The 18,296-nt window shown below is 35.8% G+C and carries 14 protein-coding genes; 10 read left to right on the forward strand and 4 right to left on the reverse strand.

The window, feature by feature from the left end; genetic code table 11:
- Nucleotides 1-3 precede the first annotated feature (3 nt).
- Together BALOs_RS12320 and BALOs_RS12325 are read right to left on the reverse strand one after the other, a co-directional pair.
- Nucleotides 4-5,157 carry a fibronectin type III domain-containing protein gene (locus tag BALOs_RS12320; RefSeq protein WP_162929682.1) on the reverse strand — a complete coding sequence of 1,718 codons (5,154 nt, stop codon included), beginning with the start codon at nucleotides 5,155-5,157 and terminating at the stop codon, nucleotides 4-6.
- A 53-nt stretch (nucleotides 5,158-5,210) separates the two neighbouring features.
- Nucleotides 5,211-7,103, reverse strand: coding sequence for a hypothetical protein (locus BALOs_RS12325; RefSeq protein WP_120405322.1), 1,893 nt, complete (start codon nucleotides 7,101-7,103; stop codon nucleotides 5,211-5,213).
- Between the two features lie 299 nt (nucleotides 7,104-7,402).
- On the opposite strand from BALOs_RS12325, the gene BALOs_RS12330 reads away from it, so the two are divergent.
- From BALOs_RS12330 to BALOs_RS12340, 3 genes are read left to right on the forward strand one after another with little or no spacing between them, the layout of a single operon-like run.
- The gene (locus BALOs_RS12330; RefSeq protein ID WP_120405323.1) at nucleotides 7,403-8,185 is read left to right on the forward strand and encodes a motility protein A; all 783 of its coding nucleotides are present in this window, start codon (nucleotides 7,403-7,405) and stop codon (nucleotides 8,183-8,185) included.
- A gap of 2 nt (nucleotides 8,186-8,187) precedes the next feature.
- Nucleotides 8,188-8,919 carry a flagellar motor protein MotB gene (locus BALOs_RS12335; protein WP_120405324.1) on the forward strand — a complete coding sequence of 244 codons (732 nt, stop codon included), beginning with the start codon at nucleotides 8,188-8,190 and terminating at the stop codon, nucleotides 8,917-8,919.
- Nucleotides 8,906-9,457: a hypothetical protein gene (locus tag BALOs_RS12340; protein WP_120405325.1), complete on the forward strand. Its 552-nt coding sequence runs from the start codon at nucleotides 8,906-8,908 to the stop codon at nucleotides 9,455-9,457. Before BALOs_RS12335 ends, BALOs_RS12340 begins: the two co-directional genes overlap by 14 nt.
- On the opposite strand, the gene BALOs_RS12345 is transcribed toward BALOs_RS12340, so the two are convergent.
- Both BALOs_RS12345 and BALOs_RS12350 read right to left on the reverse strand, forming a co-directional pair.
- Entirely contained in the window at nucleotides 9,454-10,146 is a 693-nt protein-coding gene (locus BALOs_RS12345; protein WP_120405326.1) for a hypothetical protein, read from the reverse strand. The genes BALOs_RS12340 and BALOs_RS12345 overlap by 4 nt on opposite strands.
- A 131-nt stretch (nucleotides 10,147-10,277) precedes the next feature.
- Nucleotides 10,278-10,457, reverse strand: a complete 180-nt coding sequence (locus tag BALOs_RS12350) for a hypothetical protein (RefSeq protein WP_114705507.1) — start codon at nucleotides 10,455-10,457, stop codon at nucleotides 10,278-10,280.
- Between the two features lie 227 nt (nucleotides 10,458-10,684).
- Here BALOs_RS12350 and BALOs_RS12355 point away from each other — a divergent pair, with 227 nt between their 5' ends.
- From BALOs_RS12355 to BALOs_RS12385, 7 genes are all read left to right on the forward strand, one after another.
- Nucleotides 10,685-11,818 carry an acyl-CoA dehydrogenase family protein gene (locus BALOs_RS12355; RefSeq protein ID WP_120405327.1) on the forward strand — a complete coding sequence of 378 codons (1,134 nt, stop codon included), beginning with the start codon at nucleotides 10,685-10,687 and terminating at the stop codon, nucleotides 11,816-11,818.
- The gene (locus BALOs_RS12360) at nucleotides 11,818-13,044 is read left to right on the forward strand and encodes a glucose-6-phosphate isomerase (RefSeq protein ID WP_120405328.1); all 1,227 of its coding nucleotides are present in this window, start codon (nucleotides 11,818-11,820) and stop codon (nucleotides 13,042-13,044) included. The genes BALOs_RS12355 and BALOs_RS12360 overlap by 1 nt, the downstream gene beginning before the upstream one ends.
- A gap of 114 nt (nucleotides 13,045-13,158) precedes the next feature.
- Nucleotides 13,159-14,064, forward strand: a complete 906-nt coding sequence (locus BALOs_RS12365) for a GGDEF domain-containing protein (RefSeq protein WP_114705509.1) — start codon at nucleotides 13,159-13,161, stop codon at nucleotides 14,062-14,064.
- Between the two features lie 9 nt (nucleotides 14,065-14,073).
- Nucleotides 14,074-15,744, forward strand: a complete 1,671-nt coding sequence (gene mutL, locus BALOs_RS12370) for a DNA mismatch repair endonuclease MutL (protein ID WP_120405329.1) — start codon at nucleotides 14,074-14,076, stop codon at nucleotides 15,742-15,744.
- Nucleotides 15,741-16,700, forward strand: coding sequence for a tRNA (adenosine(37)-N6)-dimethylallyltransferase MiaA (gene miaA / locus BALOs_RS12375; protein WP_120405330.1), 960 nt, complete (start codon nucleotides 15,741-15,743; stop codon nucleotides 16,698-16,700). The genes mutL and miaA overlap by 4 nt, the downstream gene beginning before the upstream one ends.
- A gap of 42 nt (nucleotides 16,701-16,742) precedes the next feature.
- Entirely contained in the window at nucleotides 16,743-17,585 is an 843-nt protein-coding gene (locus BALOs_RS12380; RefSeq protein ID WP_233500239.1) for a pyruvate, water dikinase regulatory protein, read from the forward strand.
- A 142-nt stretch (nucleotides 17,586-17,727) separates the two neighbouring features.
- Nucleotides 17,728-18,276: a hypothetical protein gene (locus tag BALOs_RS12385; RefSeq protein ID WP_114705513.1), complete on the forward strand. Its 549-nt coding sequence runs from the start codon at nucleotides 17,728-17,730 to the stop codon at nucleotides 18,274-18,276.
- The last annotated feature ends 20 nt before the right edge of the window (nucleotides 18,277-18,296 follow it).

Below are 18,296 nucleotides of genomic sequence, written 5' to 3' on the forward strand. Positions count from 1 at the left end.
TATTTATTCATTACTTTCTTCAATTCTTACTGCACAACGTATACCGACAGTTGTATAAGCTGATTCATTTGATTCACTCACACCTCTAATAAAGGCATTGTAGCGACCTGTTCTTTCATCCTTTGAACTACCAAAGTTTTGAATATTCATACGACCTCGATTAACTCTCCACCAGACACGATTTGCAGAGACTCCGTCATTATCAAGAGAGGACTTTAATGCTCCTCCATTATTATCTGCATAAGTTGTCGATGTTCCTGTACCAGCATCAACTGATTGAATAAAGTTATATGAATATGCATATGTATCAGGTGATTTGTATTCATTAATATTCACATTAATTTCAGACATACCATCTGAAAAAATCTGACTATTACCTACTGGAAAATCAGAGATTGTGAATTCAGAAGGAAGAAGTGAAAATGAGGTAACGAATTCATCAAGTGTAATTGATTTATTGTCATCACTTGTATTACAAACAGATCCTTGACACTCAAGAGGCATTCCAAAAATAGGACTAAAGTAACGGCCACGTCTTGGATCAGCTCCAATATCTCTAGCACGAGATTTAACATTATCAGTCCAGAATAATGACATCGTATCATTATCTGACAATGGAGGAGCAAAGTTTGTTTGTCCAAAATCAAAAAAGAATCCATCTCCGCCGTTTCTTAAAAAGCCAATTGAGCTATTGTCGAGTATATTTTCTTGTCCAACAACACCTGTATTAACATTTCCAAAAATATCAAATATCGGAATTTGTGTTCCACTAACACTATGTGTATTTGATCTCAAAGACCCAAGTTCAGAAACTGAACATCTCCCAGTATCTGGAGAAGATTGAACCCATGCTGTCAAAGAGCTATCATAGGTTGCACCACTACCAACAGAGATTGAATTTGAAGGTGCACCACCTCCAACCATTAGTTGTTCTCCGCTGAAGTCACAATAGAATTGCTCAGAAGAAAACTCTGCAAGATTTCCAATCACATCCTGTAAACCAAAGCGAGATATACATGATTGCGTACTATGAAATTGTCCATCAGCATCGTAAAAGCTTGATCCAGTCATAAATGAAGGATTACTAGGATTCGCAGAACTTCCATTTAAATTTGAAGTGTATCTTGTCTGTATGGACTCACCAGAATACGTTTCCCAATAATGAACTCCATCTTCAATATCTCTTCCTTCCACATTACAAGAAGAGTTTAAACTAACACCAGATGTTTCTGCAGTTTGTACAAATGTACCTTTTTCAAGGCTATCAATTAAGAGATCGTCAAAGTCCTTAGGATATCGATTTGCAACGATTCCTTCTGTTCTTCTCATTAAACGCTTTTGTCTATCACTACCTACCTGAGTAAAAGTATTTGAATCATCATTATAAGTACCAACTTTGACGGTATAAGCTTCACAGACGGCATTTGATTGCTCTTGAGATAGACCAGTCAGAGCTGGTAATTTAGAATCATTCGAAGAAAAGATTCTTGCAACTTTTGTATCCCCTCGGTATCGAGAAGATCCTGCAAGATCTAAATAAGTCGAGTTAGGCACAGAGTTAGCACCTGAATCATATAGAGAGTTATTTGAAATAACTTCATTTAGAGTTGAATTCATTATATCGACGTCAGTTCCATTATGCCTTAAGCGATTAAGCTTATTTACAGGTAACCAACGTGACTTTAAGCGCCCACTTCCCATTGCGCCAATAGAATTATCTTGGACAGGAATATTAATTAAACATCTTGATGGTGCATTCTTATAAGATAGACTAATATTATTGCTGTCCATATTTGCGGCACCACCAGCTCCACGATAGTACCCATACGTGCTTTGATCATAGATAGAGTTAGTTCCATTTCGATTATAGAAAACTGCCGCAAATTCACTTTGCGTTGCCGTTCCATTATAAGAACTTGAATCACCATATGGATTAAAGAAATTCATTGCAATTTGATCTGCATCACTACAATCTTGAAAATTAGTACTATCAGGTGTTCCTGGTGCAGAAAATCTTCTAAAAAGTGAAGTTGCAGGATTACTACACGTACTATCTCCAGGAAACATCATCGTGCTATCATCGCCTATACAATCACCAACTCGGTACTGACGTCGATCGGCATAAGATGCACCAGGGGCAGGATGATCAGGTCCACTTGTTTGATTTGTACCACTACTTCCAAAAGGATTGAAACAACCTTTAAACTTTGTTCCATTATCATTTAATCCAAAGAAGTCAAAAGGAGCGCCAGAAAGATTACTGGATTCATTTCCATAATCACCTCTTGTGAAGTTACAACCTAATTCAAAGCGATCAATTAACATTGAAGGTCCAAAATCGTATACAGTAGTACCATTAATCCATGGAGTACTTAAGCCTCTGGCCCCAACACCATTCCAGCTACATGTGTAGTATTGGCTAACATCTGTTGTATGATCCTTACCTACTTCCATACATGTTTGACGATTGGCCATTAAACGATGAACTAAGGCCATATTCTCAGGAGGTAGAACAACTTTTATAATATGCTGTGGATTTTCGTTTTCTCGATCATATTCAAGCTCACTCCCCTTAAATACAGGAACAACTTTATAATAATAAATTCGAGCTCTATTAAATTCATTCTCATCACGTAAGCTTTTTACTGAATAATCTGTAAACATTACTGCCTTGAATGTATCAACAGCTGCATTTGATCTCTTTCTTTCTGAATAGTCCTCAGGATGTAGTAAACCTTTATTAGCAACAGTTTGAAATTCAAAGTCATCAGAAGTGATATCCTTCCAAGTTAATTGATTATCATCTGAACGATAAACACGATATCCGACTTCTCGATCCCTCTTAATTGCACCTGTTTCATATGTCGTAATCATATCTGACATTGTTGAAGAGCCAGAATTAAAAGTAATATCCTTCCAAGCGATACGGATCATCCCAGAATTTGAATACTGATGAACACCGTTACTAACATCACCGTCTTTAGAACCATAGGCCCCATTAAAGATATTTGAGCCGTTGATTTGACCAAACTGATCTTCAAATGCAGAAGTCGGCCCATATGTTCCATCAACAATTTCTACCTCAAGAGGCTGACCGTATTTATTAAGAGTTTCGAATAAGTATTCTTTTTGTCTATCTGGTCCAGTAGGCGTAATTAGTCCATCGGCCTTAGGTCCAACAGCAAAAATATCAACCCATTCTTCAAAACGAGGATTAGGGATTGGTATTGTACAATTACCAACTCCAACATTGAACTCTCCATAAATAGGAGTTCCCATTGTAACGTAAGGAAGCACACCAAATTGATAAGTTTTACCAGGAATTAAAGATGGTATTGTATAATTAGTTGCTGTAATACTATCCACACGAGTATAGCTAGCATCACCAGCAAGAGCATCTGAAAACTTAAAATCTGTACCGTCATTTTCTCGATAAAAAAGTACATAGCTATCGTAAATACCATTTGTAGGAGCATTCCAAGATACATCTAAAGTATCAGTTCCCATTGTACATGTGTTTGTATTTACGCCTGGAAAATCATCAATAGTTGGAACTTTAATAACTGGTGTTACACATCTAATAATGGCATTTTCTAAATCGCTATTTGTATAATTGGTCCCAACGATTCGTGGAACAGCAGAAAAACAATACTCTCTATCAGCGACAGTATCACCTGGAGCAAAGAAGTTTGACTGTATCGTAATCTCATTGAAAGTAGAAAAACCATTATAGCTAGGTGTTGGCTCTAATCGTGTCAGACCATTACAACCGGGTTTTCCACTTGTATTTGCAACATTGTAATTAAGAACAGTTGGTGAATTATCCGTAGAGCTTTCGTAACAATAAATATCAAATTCATTAATATAACCAGTCTCAATAACAGGGGCATCAAATTGGATTTTAATTTGGTTTAAGTTTGCAATGTCTTGAGGACTATTAATTTTTAAAATACCTGAAAATGAAGCCATTTTAGGAACCACTCTATACAAGACAGGATTACCAATAATTCTTTCTCCATCTCCACATGTAATAGTTCGACAAGCGACTAAGAAAGCACGGTAATAAGCATAACTATCAAGATTGATAATATCTGTAGATAAGTCATCAGCAGCTAAAGTTTCATAATCAGAAGAGGCATTTAAGTTATCAACATAAACTGTATCAACAGCTGCTGCTGCACTATTAGACTCAGCTATTGCCTGAGAGTCTGTAGCATCGGCCATTTTAACATTATAAAAGCGATAACCAGCAAATGGGCCAACAGCGCTAACCCAAGAAAATCCCATTTTTGAAAGTCCAGCATCTCCATCAGGTGTTATTGCTTGAAGTGAATTTGTATTCCAATCAAATAAACCTCCGGCCGATAATGTATCCACGGCCATTACTTTATTATTCTTTTCAGTTTTATAGCCTTCAAGAGTTCCATATGAAGCATATGCTTTATGTATTGCTCTTACTCTGAAATAATACTTCTTTCCTGGCATTAAACCTGTAATAACTCTTTCTCTTTCTGTACTTCCACTTGGAGTAGATGATAAACTACTAGGGTTTTGCTCTCTTTGAATTGCTGGATGGTTATCTTGAATTAAATCTGAAACACCACCATCTTCTGCTGCTATATAAGAAATTGTATAAGCTACTGGATCATTTGGTTTAGCATTAAATGTTGATCCCAAAGTCACAGCTGGTACCCACTTAACAGTAACAGAATTTTGACCGGCAGAACCGACGACAGGCTCAACTGATGAAATTCCAGCAAAGTCTGCTGTATAGTTTGAGAAAGTTCGAGTTGCTAATGTACGATCATTTGCACTTTGACTACCATCTCGTCCATCACGTACTCCAACAGAGAACGTATAATCTGTATTTACGTCTAATCCTGTTGCAGTAAAGATATATAAGCCTTCATCTGTTAGCATTAGGGAGTCGGCCTTAACCTCAATTGGTACGATTGAATTATTAATTTTAATTAAATAAGTTAATTCTGAAGTTGGCCCAATTGCTGGGTAAAAATATAACTCCACCTTATCATGTGAGATTGGTATTACTTTAGTGAGACCACTAAATGAAATGGCCGTCTTTCCACTTTCAGCATTCCTTGCTTCTTCTAAATTTGCATCTTCAACTTTACCAATACAACTTGTAATTGCAGTCATTAGTAAAATCGAAATAAAAATCCTTTTCAACATTATAATAAACACCTTTCTCATTAAGGAATCGACACTGTCTGAGTGCCAGAATTATATTCAGAATATAAATCTTCTTGTGATAAATAAGTTAAAATACCAAACGTATAGTTACCGCTAGGCATAAATGAAAGCGTAAAGCTAATATCTGTATAATCGATTTCATAACGTAAATAGTCTGCATGGCCATTAACTGCATCGCTAAAGCTAAATGGCCCAGCTGTTACTTTTACAAAAATAACATAACGATCAAATACACCCTCTTCTGGTGGTAACCATGAGACAGTGCTCGAGCCTGTTCCGGCATCAAATTGTAAATTACCAACAAATCCTCCAAAGTCTTCAACAGTTGGTGCAACGATTCGAGGAAGAATACAACTTGTAACTTCACTTGAACGATTTGGTGTAACGATATTGTCGATGTAGACATAAGGAATAAGTGAAAAACAATATTCTTCAGATGCATTCATATCAACACCTCGAATAGAGACTTCATCATCATTAAATAAATCAATTTCAGAACTATAAATTGATGTTGGATTACTCGTATCTGGATGGTTGATAAATGTATCAATAGAAGGCTCACCTGTTGAACGAGCTTTAACCTCAACTAATAATCCGTCTAAAACACCTGTTGATAAATCAACCGGATCATATTGAAGATATACTTCATTTAATGCCCAAAAGTTCTTTGGACCTTTAATTTCAGTAATTCCAGAGAATGATGCATTAGGAGGACTTGTACGATGTACACCTGACGACGTGTACTCGATATAGTTACCTGGAGTACATGTGCTATTTAAGCATAGTAAAAGATATACTTCGTAATCAGTATATGATTCAAGTTCTACTATCTTTGTCTGGTTAACATCAAAAGATACTTTCTTACAGAAGTAGGCAGGATCACTTGTTTCCTGTCCATTACAAATGTCGTCACGTCCATTTTTATAAATAGACCAACCTGAACCAGTTGAGTTCTCTTTATAATAAACTCGATAATGATCAATGGCACCTACACCTTGAGACCAAGACAAGTTTAATGAAGTTCGACCTGTTTGGTCTGCAGGAACCTCAACCTCTAAACTTTCAAGATCAACATTAATTTCAGATGCATCATCACTTAAAGTCTCCGCAATAAGGTAGCGATTATTTGATTCTTTTAGATAGTCTGGATCACTTCCATATGTGCTATAGCCGTGATGTATAGCTCGTACCCTTACATAATAAATCGTTCCAGGTAATAGTCCATTTATCTGTTGTGAAACTTTTGAACTACTTACATAATTTACAATTCGTGCTGGTGGTGAAAATGAGTCATCATCAAAAGCAATAGGTGTTGCTAAGTCAGAATTAATTAAAATTACCTCGTATTTTGAAGGGTCGACATCATCTGGAATAAACCCACCAACAATTTCAGCAGCTGGCCACTCTACCAATAATGAGTTTTTAGAGTCCCCTCCAGATAGGTTCCTAACATTTCCGACGCCAAAGAAGTTTGCTGTCTCATTTGAAAATGTTTTAGCACTTTGAAGGGCATCATTGACAGACTGAACACCGTCACTGTCTTGGGCCTGTACATTGAATAGATAAGAGGTGTTAATATTTAAATCTTTTACTGTATAGCTAAGTAATCCACGATAGTCTGGTATGAGAGTTTCACCTGGCACTGTTATAGGGTTTGCTGCTCCATCGTAATTAATGACATAAGTAACTTCAGCTGCATCTACAGTTGACGGAGCAAAGTAAACCTCAACTTTATCAGGAGCAATTGGTACTGCTTCAACAATCCCTTCGAAGTTCAGTACTGTATCACCAGAGTTGATTCCCTTAGTCTCTTTCGAGTTCGCATCCTCAACCTTCCCTATACAAGAAGAAAGTAGCGCCAGGACTGTTAATATAAATAGAAGTTGTTTCATAATTTTTGTAAATCCAGTAAATTTAGTTTAAAAATTCATAAAACCTATCGTAATCTTATTTAGAAAATTCAGTTAATCAGGCAGATGACTATACAAAGGAATTATTTACCTACCAATAGTTTCAATTACTTAGAGATGAGATCTTATCTCTCGGCTTATGGTCGATGTCTTGGCCATTTTTTGAATATTTTCATAAAGCGCAAAGAATCTGGGGCGTGAATTTCTTAAATTGTGTTTAAGTAATATTAAGAGGTTCCGATATCTAACTTGAAATATTAATTATTTACAAGGAATTCTTAATGAATATTTTCTCAATCATTGGGTTAATCATTTCTGCCGCGATCCTCTTTGCGGGCCTAAAGCTATCTTCTGATAACTTAAATTTATTTTTTGATGGTCCATCACTATTTATTGTTCTTGGTGGGACATTTGCAGCAACATCTGTTGCATTCCAACTTAATAAAATTGGTGGTTTATTAAAGATATTTATCAAGCAATTTCTTGGTGGAAAAATGGTGGACTCGCCTGCTGTAATTAAAGAAATCATGCAGATTTGTGAAGCATATCGATCGGGTGAATCAGCAGAAAACTTACCAGGTAAAGCAACTGATGAATTTTTAAAAGAAGGACTCGAGTTAATTGCTGATGGTTTTTTATCAAAAGAGAAAGTTATCGAGATTCTTGAGCAACGTGCATACAATATGAATCAACTAAGAAGTGAAGATACAAGAAAGATTAAGACTCTTGGAAAGTTTCCTCCAGCATTTGGAATGATGGGAACAACTATTGGGATGATTGTCCTTTTAGCAAACCTTGGTGGTGAAGATGCCATGAAGATGATTGGTCCGGCCATGGGAGTTTGTCTAATTACAACTCTTTATGGAGTTATCATTGCAAACCTAGGCTTTATCCCTATTTCAGAAAATCTTGAAGAAATTCAAAGAAAAATGGAAGCTAAAGACAATATTGTACTTGAGGGTGTTAAGCATATTTTAGAAAAATCAAATCCAGTTTTAGTGGCCGAGGAACTAAATTCTTTCCTTTCACCTAATGAAAGACTTGATTGGAAATCTGCGAGCTAATTATGGCAATAAAGAAGAAAGCACCACAGCAAGGCGGAGGAGATGATGAAGGCGGTTGGCTAGTCTCATATGCAGATATGATGACACTAATTGCTTGTTTCTTCATTCTTATGATGGCCTTTGCTAATTATGATCCGGTTGGCTTTAATAAGAAAGCAAATGAACTTTCTAAATCATTCCAAAAAGGAAAGTACAAAAGCTCCGAAGTAAAACTCAATGAGATCTGGGAAGAAATTTCAAAACATCCTGAGCTTGATAAGAATTCAAAAATCTCCATTGTAGACAATCAATTAGTGATCTCATTTTCAAGTAGTATTCTGTTTGAAGAAGGAAGTGTTGAGCTTAGCTCTAGTAGTATTGAATCACTTGATACGATGATTGATATTATTAGAACAAAGAATCCAAATTATCGAATCATTATAGAAGGACACACTGACTCAAAGGAAGAAAGTAGAACTCAGGGAATAAATGGTCCTTGGCAAATAGGTGCAATTAGAGCAGCAAAAGTCTTATCTCGCTTTGAGTACTATGGTTTTGGACCAAAGACTCTACTTGCAATTACTAAAGGTGACTCTGAACCACTATTAAGTGAAGAAGATTTTGAAGCTAAGAAGAAAAAGAATCCAAATGCTTGGAATCCTAATCGTCGCGTAATGATTAAGGTCGTTGAACCAAAGGACCCTAAGAGTAAAATCAAATTTGGTTTTGGGATATATTTTAATGATAAAAAATAAATTATCAGATGTTATTAAATTTATTACTGTATTCGTATTATTCTTAGCAATAACTCTTCCAACATATTACTATCTTAATCCGTCTAAAGCGCAAGAAACAATAAGTGAGCTAAAAGAAGAAGATAGATTAAAACGATGTGAAGAATATATACAAGAATGTTATCGACGAGATCTCATTCAGCTAATTGGCTTCGCACGACTTATTGATATTATTAATATTAAGGACTTTATCTCATATCTACATAAAATGGATCTAAAGAAAGTTGCCACAAATGAAAAACAGGCAATTGTTAATCTACTCTATTTAGAAAACCTTGTGATTTACCTAAATCATTCACGTGAAGTAAAAGTTGATCGAAACTCGATTGATTTCTTTGATATATTCTTTATCAGTAAAACTAAGAAGGATCTGAAAAAGCTTGTCGATTCAATAAAGAAAGAAGCACGAGAAGTTGATCTCAGAGGACTTCCAAATGAGATTATCTATCGTCGAGATATGGCCTTAAAGTCTATTGCTAGCTTTGAATATGGAAATTAAAACTCCATACTACTATCGTGCCACTCTCCTACCTCTAGATCACCATGACTTGATTTAGCAGGAACAGCTTTAAGACTCTTATTTACTTTTTTAAATGACTTATAATTTACCACATGAGTACTTGCTGAAGCAGGTGCTCTTGTTTTGATCTTATCAACTTCGGCCATCATCTGACGTCCCATCTTTTTAATCGTTCTAGTACTATCTAGATTGTGAGCATCAAGTCTTTGCTGGTAATCCTTTTCTATTTGAGCAAGCTTAGTCTTATATTGAAGCTCGGTCATTTTTAGCTTTTTAAGTTCCGATAATTCGTTTGATACTTTAGTAAGGTCACTCTTACTCTTAGCGACGATGGCCTTTAAAGACTCAATATGACTTTTCTTACTATCAAGTGTTTGACTAGCAATGGCCTGAATTTTCTTATCGGCCATATATTTCATCTTTTCCATTTTAAGCTTATCAAGCTCTTGAGACATACTTGAGATGATTTGATTTTTCTTTTTAAGTTTTATACTACTTTGATACTTACCATAACCTAATAGTAGAACACCCACTAAAAGAGCTATATTTGACGTCGAAAAAATAGATGCACTACTCTTCTTCGACTTTGTTCTAGATTTGCGAAGCTTCTTCGTTGTCGTTGAATACTTCTTAATACTGTCTGGTCTAAATTCTTTTAAAGTTTCCATGTACCTATTTTAAGTAAGATCTGGAAATTAACTAAGGATATTAAGAGTGAAAGAGTAAAATTAGATACTTAGAGTAATTTTTGGGAGTAGATCCTAGGCCAAAAAAGTTGGCGGCCTAGGACAATATTAGCCTAACGACCAAGAAACTGGTTAGCAAATTGCTTTGCCATAGGATTAATAAGTAAATGCATGATTGTGATAACTGCAAAAGACGTGACAATTATCATGTAAGGAAACGAATTCGTTAATTCAAATTCTTCGGCGCTTGTGGCTTTAGCTCCATGGCCTAAATTAACATCATGTTGTCTCATAGTATTCTCCTTGCTAGCGCGTGGAAGGGAGTTTCACCCTTTTCTATATTGTAACGTAGTTTTCCACTAAATAAAACCTAGTGAAATGGTTATTATGATAACCTACTGTAATCACGTACTAAAAAAACAGACTTAGATCATTAAATTCATAAAATTTAACCATTTAAGATTTATTTGGTAGTGTATGTGGATTTTAAAATTAAATGAACAATTCTAAAGGTTTAGCTATGAATGATATGCAAAAAGAAATCGTTGAAGGCCTAAAGCGCTTTCGCCTAGAAAAAATAGAACCTCTAATGGAGCACGATGACTTTGAAGGTAAATTCCGTATGGAAATCTTCAACGAACTTGGAGAACTTGGCTTTACAGGAATGACAGCTTCAGAAGAATACGGTGGATTAGATTTACCATGTCAGGATTATAGTTACGCACTTGAAGAGATTGCAAAATCATCAGTTGCCTATGCTGTAACAATCTCAGTGTCATCAATGGTACAAACGATTATCAATACTTTTGGAAACAAAGAACAAAAAGAAAAATACCTACCTCCTCTAACGAGTGGTCAGGCCATTGGTGCCTTTGCCCTATCAGAGTCAGGAGCAGGCTCAGATGCAGCAAGTTTGAAAACTACAGCTAAGAAAGTTGAAGGTGGATATATCCTTAACGGTTCAAAGCTTTGGATCACTTCAGGTGGAATTGCTAAAACTTATGTTGTCATGGCAAGAACTGGTGGAGAAGGAGCAAAAGGCGTTTCTGCATTCATCGTTGAAGATGGAACAGAAGGTTTTACTTACGGTAAGAAAGAAAAAAAGATGGGTTGGAATATCTCTCCGACTCGTGAACTACTTTTCGAAAATTGTTTTATCCCTGAAGAAAACCTGCTTCAAAAAGAAGGTGAAGGTTTTAAAGTTGCCATGAGTGGGCTTGATAAAGGTCGTGTTGCGATTGGCTCAATCTCAGTTGGTTGTGCTGGGCGTGCTCTTGATGAAGCAATTAAATATTCATTAGAAAGACAGCAATTTAAACAGGCTATTTTTGACTTCCAGGGACTACAATTCATGATGGCCGATATGGCCTGTGATGTAGAAGCTGCAAGACTACTAGTTCAAGCAGCTGCTAAATCAATTGATGATGGAAAGTCTAATCAAAAACTTGCTTCAATGGCAAAAATGCGCGCAAGTGATACGGCCATGAAAGTAACAACTGATGCCGTCCAGATCCTTGGTGGTGTTGGTTATACGAAAGAATATCCAGTTGAGCGTTTCATGAGAGATGCTAAGGTTCTTCAGATCGTTGAAGGGACTAATCAGATTCAAAAAGTTGTTATTTCAAGACAACTTAAAAAGGAATATGGGCGATAATGCAAATCGAATTTAATTCATATATCCAAAAATCTGATAAGACAGATTTAATCCAAAAGGAAGTTGATAACTTTCTTGCATCGGAACGTTTCGATTTTGTTAAAACGCTATCTGATAAGAAGTATCAAAATCAATGTCATACTATCTTTGAACGCTTTAAAGATCGCTCACACTTTGTTCAAATTGGTATTGGTGGAAGTTCACTTGGGCCAGAAATGTTAATCTCGGCACTATCAAAAAATACAGAGCGCACATTTCATTTTATAAATAATATCGACCCAGATAAAACTGCTCAGCAAATCAATCAGATTAATTTTAAAGATGCCCTTTTCTATGTTGTATCAAAGTCTGGTGGAACTGCTGAAACACTCGCATCATTTGCCATTATGGTTAATGAGCTCAAAAGTCATGGTGTAAAAGAAAGTGAGCTTGCTAATTACTTTGTCTTTGCCAGTGACCCATCAACATCTCAATTAAGAGAGCTTGGTGATGACCTTGGAATTACAACTTTGGATATCCCTACAAATGTTGGTGGCCGCTTCAGTGTTCTTACTCCTGTAGGATTACTACCTGCTCTATTTGCCGAAATTGATATCGAAGAATTATGTCGTAGTGCTTTTTCTTTTGGAAGTGAATTATCAAATCTTTATAGCTTCAAAAAAGCGGTATCCATGATTTTAAATCATCATGAAAATGGTTATGACCAAACTGTCTTTATGCCCTATTCAAGCCGCTTAAGAGACCTTTCGTTTTGGTTTATTCAGCTGTGGGCAGAGAGTCTTGGAAAAAAAGACAAAGATGGAAAAAGAGTTGGACTAACACCAATTCCAAGCTACGGTGCAACAGACCAACACTCACAGATGCAATTATTCATGGAAGGCCCACTTAATAAAGTGATGCTTCTAATAAATATCAAAGAAAGTGAGCACGATTTAAAATTAGAAAATCAATTTGATCACCCAAAACTTCAAAAGCTCAGTGGATTCACTTTGAAGAATTTAATGGATTCAGAGTTTTTTGGAACAAAGAAAGCACTTGAAGAACAAAACGTTCCACATATTGTTTTTAATATAAATAAACTTAATGAAGAAAACTTGGCCAAACTAGTTATATTTTTTGAATTTTTAACGGCCGTCACAGGTTTTTGCCTAAAGATTGACCCTTTTAATCAACCAGGAGTTGAGGCCGGGAAAATATATAGTTTTGAATGGCTTGATAACCTGTGAGAATTACTAGGTTTATCCACATAGAAATGTTTTCCAATCTTGATTAAAATTGGGCCAGTGGTTAAAATTTACGGGTATATAACGAACTTCATAAAGTATTGAAAGGACAATTTAATGAGTGATGACGCTACTCTAGTTTTAACTGATATTAAAGCAGCCTTAGCTTCGGCAAATAAAGAAGCTGAAGATAAGCCAGCGGCCCTTCTTGTAGTAGGAGGAGAACTCAACGGAACTCTTTTTGATCTTACAGAACAAGAACTTACTGTTGGCCGAAGTGCAAAGTGTGAAATCCCACTAGAGTTCAATGGTATCTCTAGAGAGCACTTTAAGCTTAACGCTACTGAAGAAGGTTATAATGTAGAAGACCTTGGTTCACGTAATGGAACTTTTTTAAATAATAGTAAAATCGAAGCTCCTACTGAACTTCAAAAAGGTGACATTATTAAAATGGGTGCAATTGCACTTAAGTATCTCCCAAAAGGAGATCCAGAGAGGCTTACTTACGACAAGCTTCAACTAGAAGCTAATACAGATGGATTAACTTCTTGTTATAATAAGTCATACTTTAATAAAAAACTTGATTTAGAAGTAAAGAAATCTAAAGTAACGGGAACTCCCCTATCTTTAATTGTTTTTGATCTAGACCACTTCAAAAAACTTAATGATAACTACGGACACGATGCTGGTGATTATGTTTTAAAAGAGCTAGCTGAAGTTATTCGTACAAATGGAATTAGAGAAACAGATATTTTTGCTCGTTATGGTGGTGAAGAATTTGTTGTTTTACTTCCAAAAACTAATATTAAACAATCATACGAAATTGCTGAGCGCCTAAGAAAGGCAGTAGAAACTCACGATTTTATTTACGACGATAATAAGTTGCCTGTAACTGCATCTATTGGCGTTTCCGACTACAGACAAGGAGTTAGTAGCGGAACAGATCTTTTTAAAAGAGCCGATGCTGCTGTCTACAAATCCAAGGAGGGAGGAAGAAACCAGGTTAATTTCTATCGCGACTAGTTCGTACTAATGGAAATAATAGAAAATACTAAAAATAGAATTAACCTTCTTCCTGAACACTTAATTGATCAAATCAAGGCCGGTGAGGTTGTCGAGCGCCCGGCCAATGTTCTAAAAGAATTACTAGAAAACTCAATCGATGCAAATTCGAGTAAGGTTCGAGTTACCATTTTAAATAATGGCCTTGATCTTATTGCTATTGAAGATAATGGTGATGGTATGTTCTTTGATGAACTACCCTACGCTTTTTGTCGTCACGCAACTTCTAAAATTAATAACTTTGAAGATATATATCGCCTAAATACCTTTGGCTTCCGTGGCGAGGCACTTGCTTCAATTTCATCTGTTGCAAGAATCTCATGTCACTCCGCTCCTCGCGCGAATCCTGAACAGGGAGCTAAATTTGTCATTCATGGCGCGCAAACTGTCGAGCATTCAAAATATGCAAGTCACAAATGCGGAACTTCTACATATGTAAAAGATTTATTCTTCAACACTCCTGTACGATTGAAGTTTGTAAAATCAGGTCAGAGTGAAAAGAATGCACTTAAACGTGTAATCAATTCATTTCTTATCAACTACCCTCACGTTGAATTTGCGATTACATGGGAAGATAATGACCCTGAAATATATAGAGCGCAAGATGATATAAAAACTCGAATAGGCGAAATATTTAAAAAGAAAAGTCGAAAACATCGCCCTGAGATATTTGATACTGATGGAGAATATCTTGGATCTCACTGTAAAATGTATATCTCTAAAGACTCGTCTAAAGGATATAGCGGGAAACAACAGTATCTCTTCGTCAATAATCGACTCTTCACAGATAAGAAACTTCATCAAATTATCATTCGAAATATGGAAAAGATTTGGCAACCAGGTCAAACTGGTGACTATATCATGCAATTACATGTTCCAGAAAATGAGATCGATGTAAATGTACACCCAAATAAAACGATTATTAAATTCTTAAAAGCAAACGAGATTTTTTCTTTAACCAGTGCTACTGCAAAGAAGTTAATCTCAGAAAATGAAGATAAAGTAGAACTCAATACACTTGCTATTGATGAAGAAGAAACAAATTTAAACTCACTTTCAAATAGTTTATTTAATACAGGATTTTCTGGGCATATCGAATCAAACTCTAATCAATCGAGTTTAGATCTCTCTCGCTTTCAACAAGAAATCGATGGCCATGGTCAAAGCTCTTTATTTGACTCTGGTGTTCAGCACGAATTAACAATTTGTGCTCTTGGAGATAATTTATTTCTCTTAAGTCACATTGATCGCGGAGCATACTTTCTGGATGCACAGAATTTAATAGAGAAACTAATGGAAGTAGTGGATCTCGATAAGATGACTCCTCTTCTTATTTCTGAGCCAATTTCATATGATCAAAAAGAGATGGAAAACCTTCCGCAATACTTTAAATTCGGCTTTGAAGTTGACCGTCTAGATGAACATACATGTGTTCTTCGCTCCGTCTCTCACCTCTTTGAGGACCTCCCTTATGCAAAGATGTGTGAAAATTTATTAAACGGTGAAGAGATTATAAAAGATGTCTTCATTCAAGGAAATGATATTAGAAAGCTTTTATCCATCATTCCTTTCTACGATCTTGTGGAATTAAAACTCGCTAAAACCATTAGTGCAAAAAAACTGAAGAAGTTACTCAAATGACAAATAAATTAATTCTCATATTAGGTCCAACAGCTTCTGGAAAAACCGGATTAAGTATCGATCTCGCCAAGAAAATAGGTACTGAAAAATGCCATGTTATTAATTTTGACAGCGTCCTCTTCTACAATGAACTAAATATCGGTAGCGCCAAGCCAGACGATAAAGAAATGGATGGTGTCACTCATCATCTGGTAAGCATCTCTCCTATCACACAGGAACTCAATGCTTCTGATTTTGTCGAACTTGCAAAGAATAAAATTAATGAACTCCATAAGAAAGGAATCGTTCCAATTTTAGTTGGAGGGAGTGCATTTTATCTACGAAGCCTTATTAGAGGAATGTATGACTCACCCACAACTGATGAGTCAATCCAAGAAGAAGCAAAGAAGCTCTATGAAGAAAGTGGAATGGAGGCGATCGTTAACTACCTTTTAAAGAACGATCCTGAGTCTCTTGAAAACCTCCATGAGAATGACCACTATCGTAGAATTAGAGCTTATGAATATCATCGCATGACAGGTAAGAAAATTTCTGATCAAAAGAAAAGTGCTGATGAAGCAGGCGCATATGACTTCTCAAAGAATATTCATGGTTGGGATACCTTGAATATTTGTCTCGATCTTCCCAAGGAGGAGCATTGGGAAATTATTCTAAAACGTACCAAAGATATGCTTAACCAAGGCCTTATTGATGAAGTTTTTCAAATTATGAAAGACCCTGCCCATCACAAAGAACTAAAAGCATTAAAAACGATTGGATATAAAGAAACAATTCAATTTCTTGATGGTGAAATTAAGGATCATCTGGAATTATGCGAGAAAATTTATTTTGCAACGAGACGCTTAGCAAAGTCTCAAAAAACTTTCCTAAAGAAAGTTTCACCACTTAATCGATTTCATCCTATTAGTGAGCGAAATGATGCCATTAAACTTGCCTGTAACTTCATAAATGAATAAAGTAAGACAATAAAGAAATTAAAGAGGTCAATTTTGAAGAAGATGAAAATTATTATTATTTCTGATGGAACGGGATCAACTGCAAAGGCCATTAGCCGTGCGGCAATGACACAATTCCCAGAAAGTGAAGTCTTCTACACTGGTTTTAAAAATGTTCGAACAAAAGAACAAATCAAATCAATCTTTGATGAAGCAGCGATTCATCACGATCTCGTCATCTATACCATTGTCTCAGCTGAGTTAAGAGAATATACAAAAGATATTTCAATGAAAAAGCATGTTAGATCCCTAGACCTTATGGGACCTGTCTTAACAACTTTTTCAAACTACTTTCACCAAGAGCCAAAAAGTGAACCAGGTCTACTTCATGCGGTGAACTCTGAATACTTTGATCGAGTTGCGGCCATGGAGTTTACTCTAAATCATGACGATGGAAGAAATGTTGAAACTCTTCATCTGGCAGATGTAATCTTAGTTGGTATTTCTCGTACTTCGAAAACACCACTTTCAGTGTACCTCTCTCAACATGGTATTAAAGTTGTTAATATCCCAATCATTAATGGACAAGAACTTCCTAAAGAACTTTATGAAATCGATCAAAGAAAAATCTTTGCTCTAACAATTGATCCTGAAGCTCTTTATTCAATTCGTAAGAATCGTTTAAATAAACTTGGGGCAACAGAGCACACTGGTGACTATGCCGATACAAATAAAGTTATCGAAGAGATCGAATGGGCCAATCAAATCTTTAATAAGAATAAACGCTGGCCGGTTTTTGATGTTACTGACCGCGCTCTTGAAGAGACGGCCACTGATATTATGAAGTTGTTACAAATGCGAAAAAATAACATATTTAAACAACTTATGAGTGAGTCAGACGAATAAGTAACTAGAATTACGAAACTCTCAATAAGTATTAATCTAGCTTTTCTTATTATTTTACTAAATTAAATAACCCTTTAAGCCGAAAAAGAGTATACACAGATATATAGGCTGTGAATGTTACGTATTTAACAAAGGGTTCATCGTGTCTTTAAAGCGTTTATTTTCTGGTAAGATCAAGGTCAAGGGAGCTGGGGCAGATGTTCTCTATAAATTTGAAACAAAAGAGCCCACTCTTGATGAGATAATGATGACAAATTTTAGGGACCTGCAATTTAGCGAAGAAGAAAAAAGGGTCCTAACCGCAAAAAATCGTCGTGACATCTACCGCTTTCAACATCTCAATCAAAAAGAAATCTCTAAATACGCAACTAACCTTTTAACACTCATTAAAAAATCAAAGAAAGATAGAGTTCAAGTAGAAACAGATCATGCAGGTACACTTATTTGTCTTGCACTAATCTACTCAGGAAAGATTCCATCACATATTGATGTCCATTTTAAGTTGAAATCTGCTCCGCTGAGTTTATTTCCAAAGCAATTAGCTAAGAATAGATTTCCAGGACATAATGTTTCAATTTCAATATGTAATTCAGAAAGTTGGTTAACAGACTTTCGTTCTCTACAGAAAGTTCCTGATCATATTGAACTTAGTCATATTTCACCACAAGAAGACCTCGATCTCGTTGGCTAAACATTGACAATTGGCGACAT

The sequence above is a fragment of the Halobacteriovorax sp. BALOs_7 genome, from assembly GCF_003612895.1.
In the GTDB taxonomy this organism is placed as follows: Bacteria; Bdellovibrionota; Bacteriovoracia; order Bacteriovoracales; family Bacteriovoracaceae; genus Halobacteriovorax_A; species Halobacteriovorax_A vibrionivorans.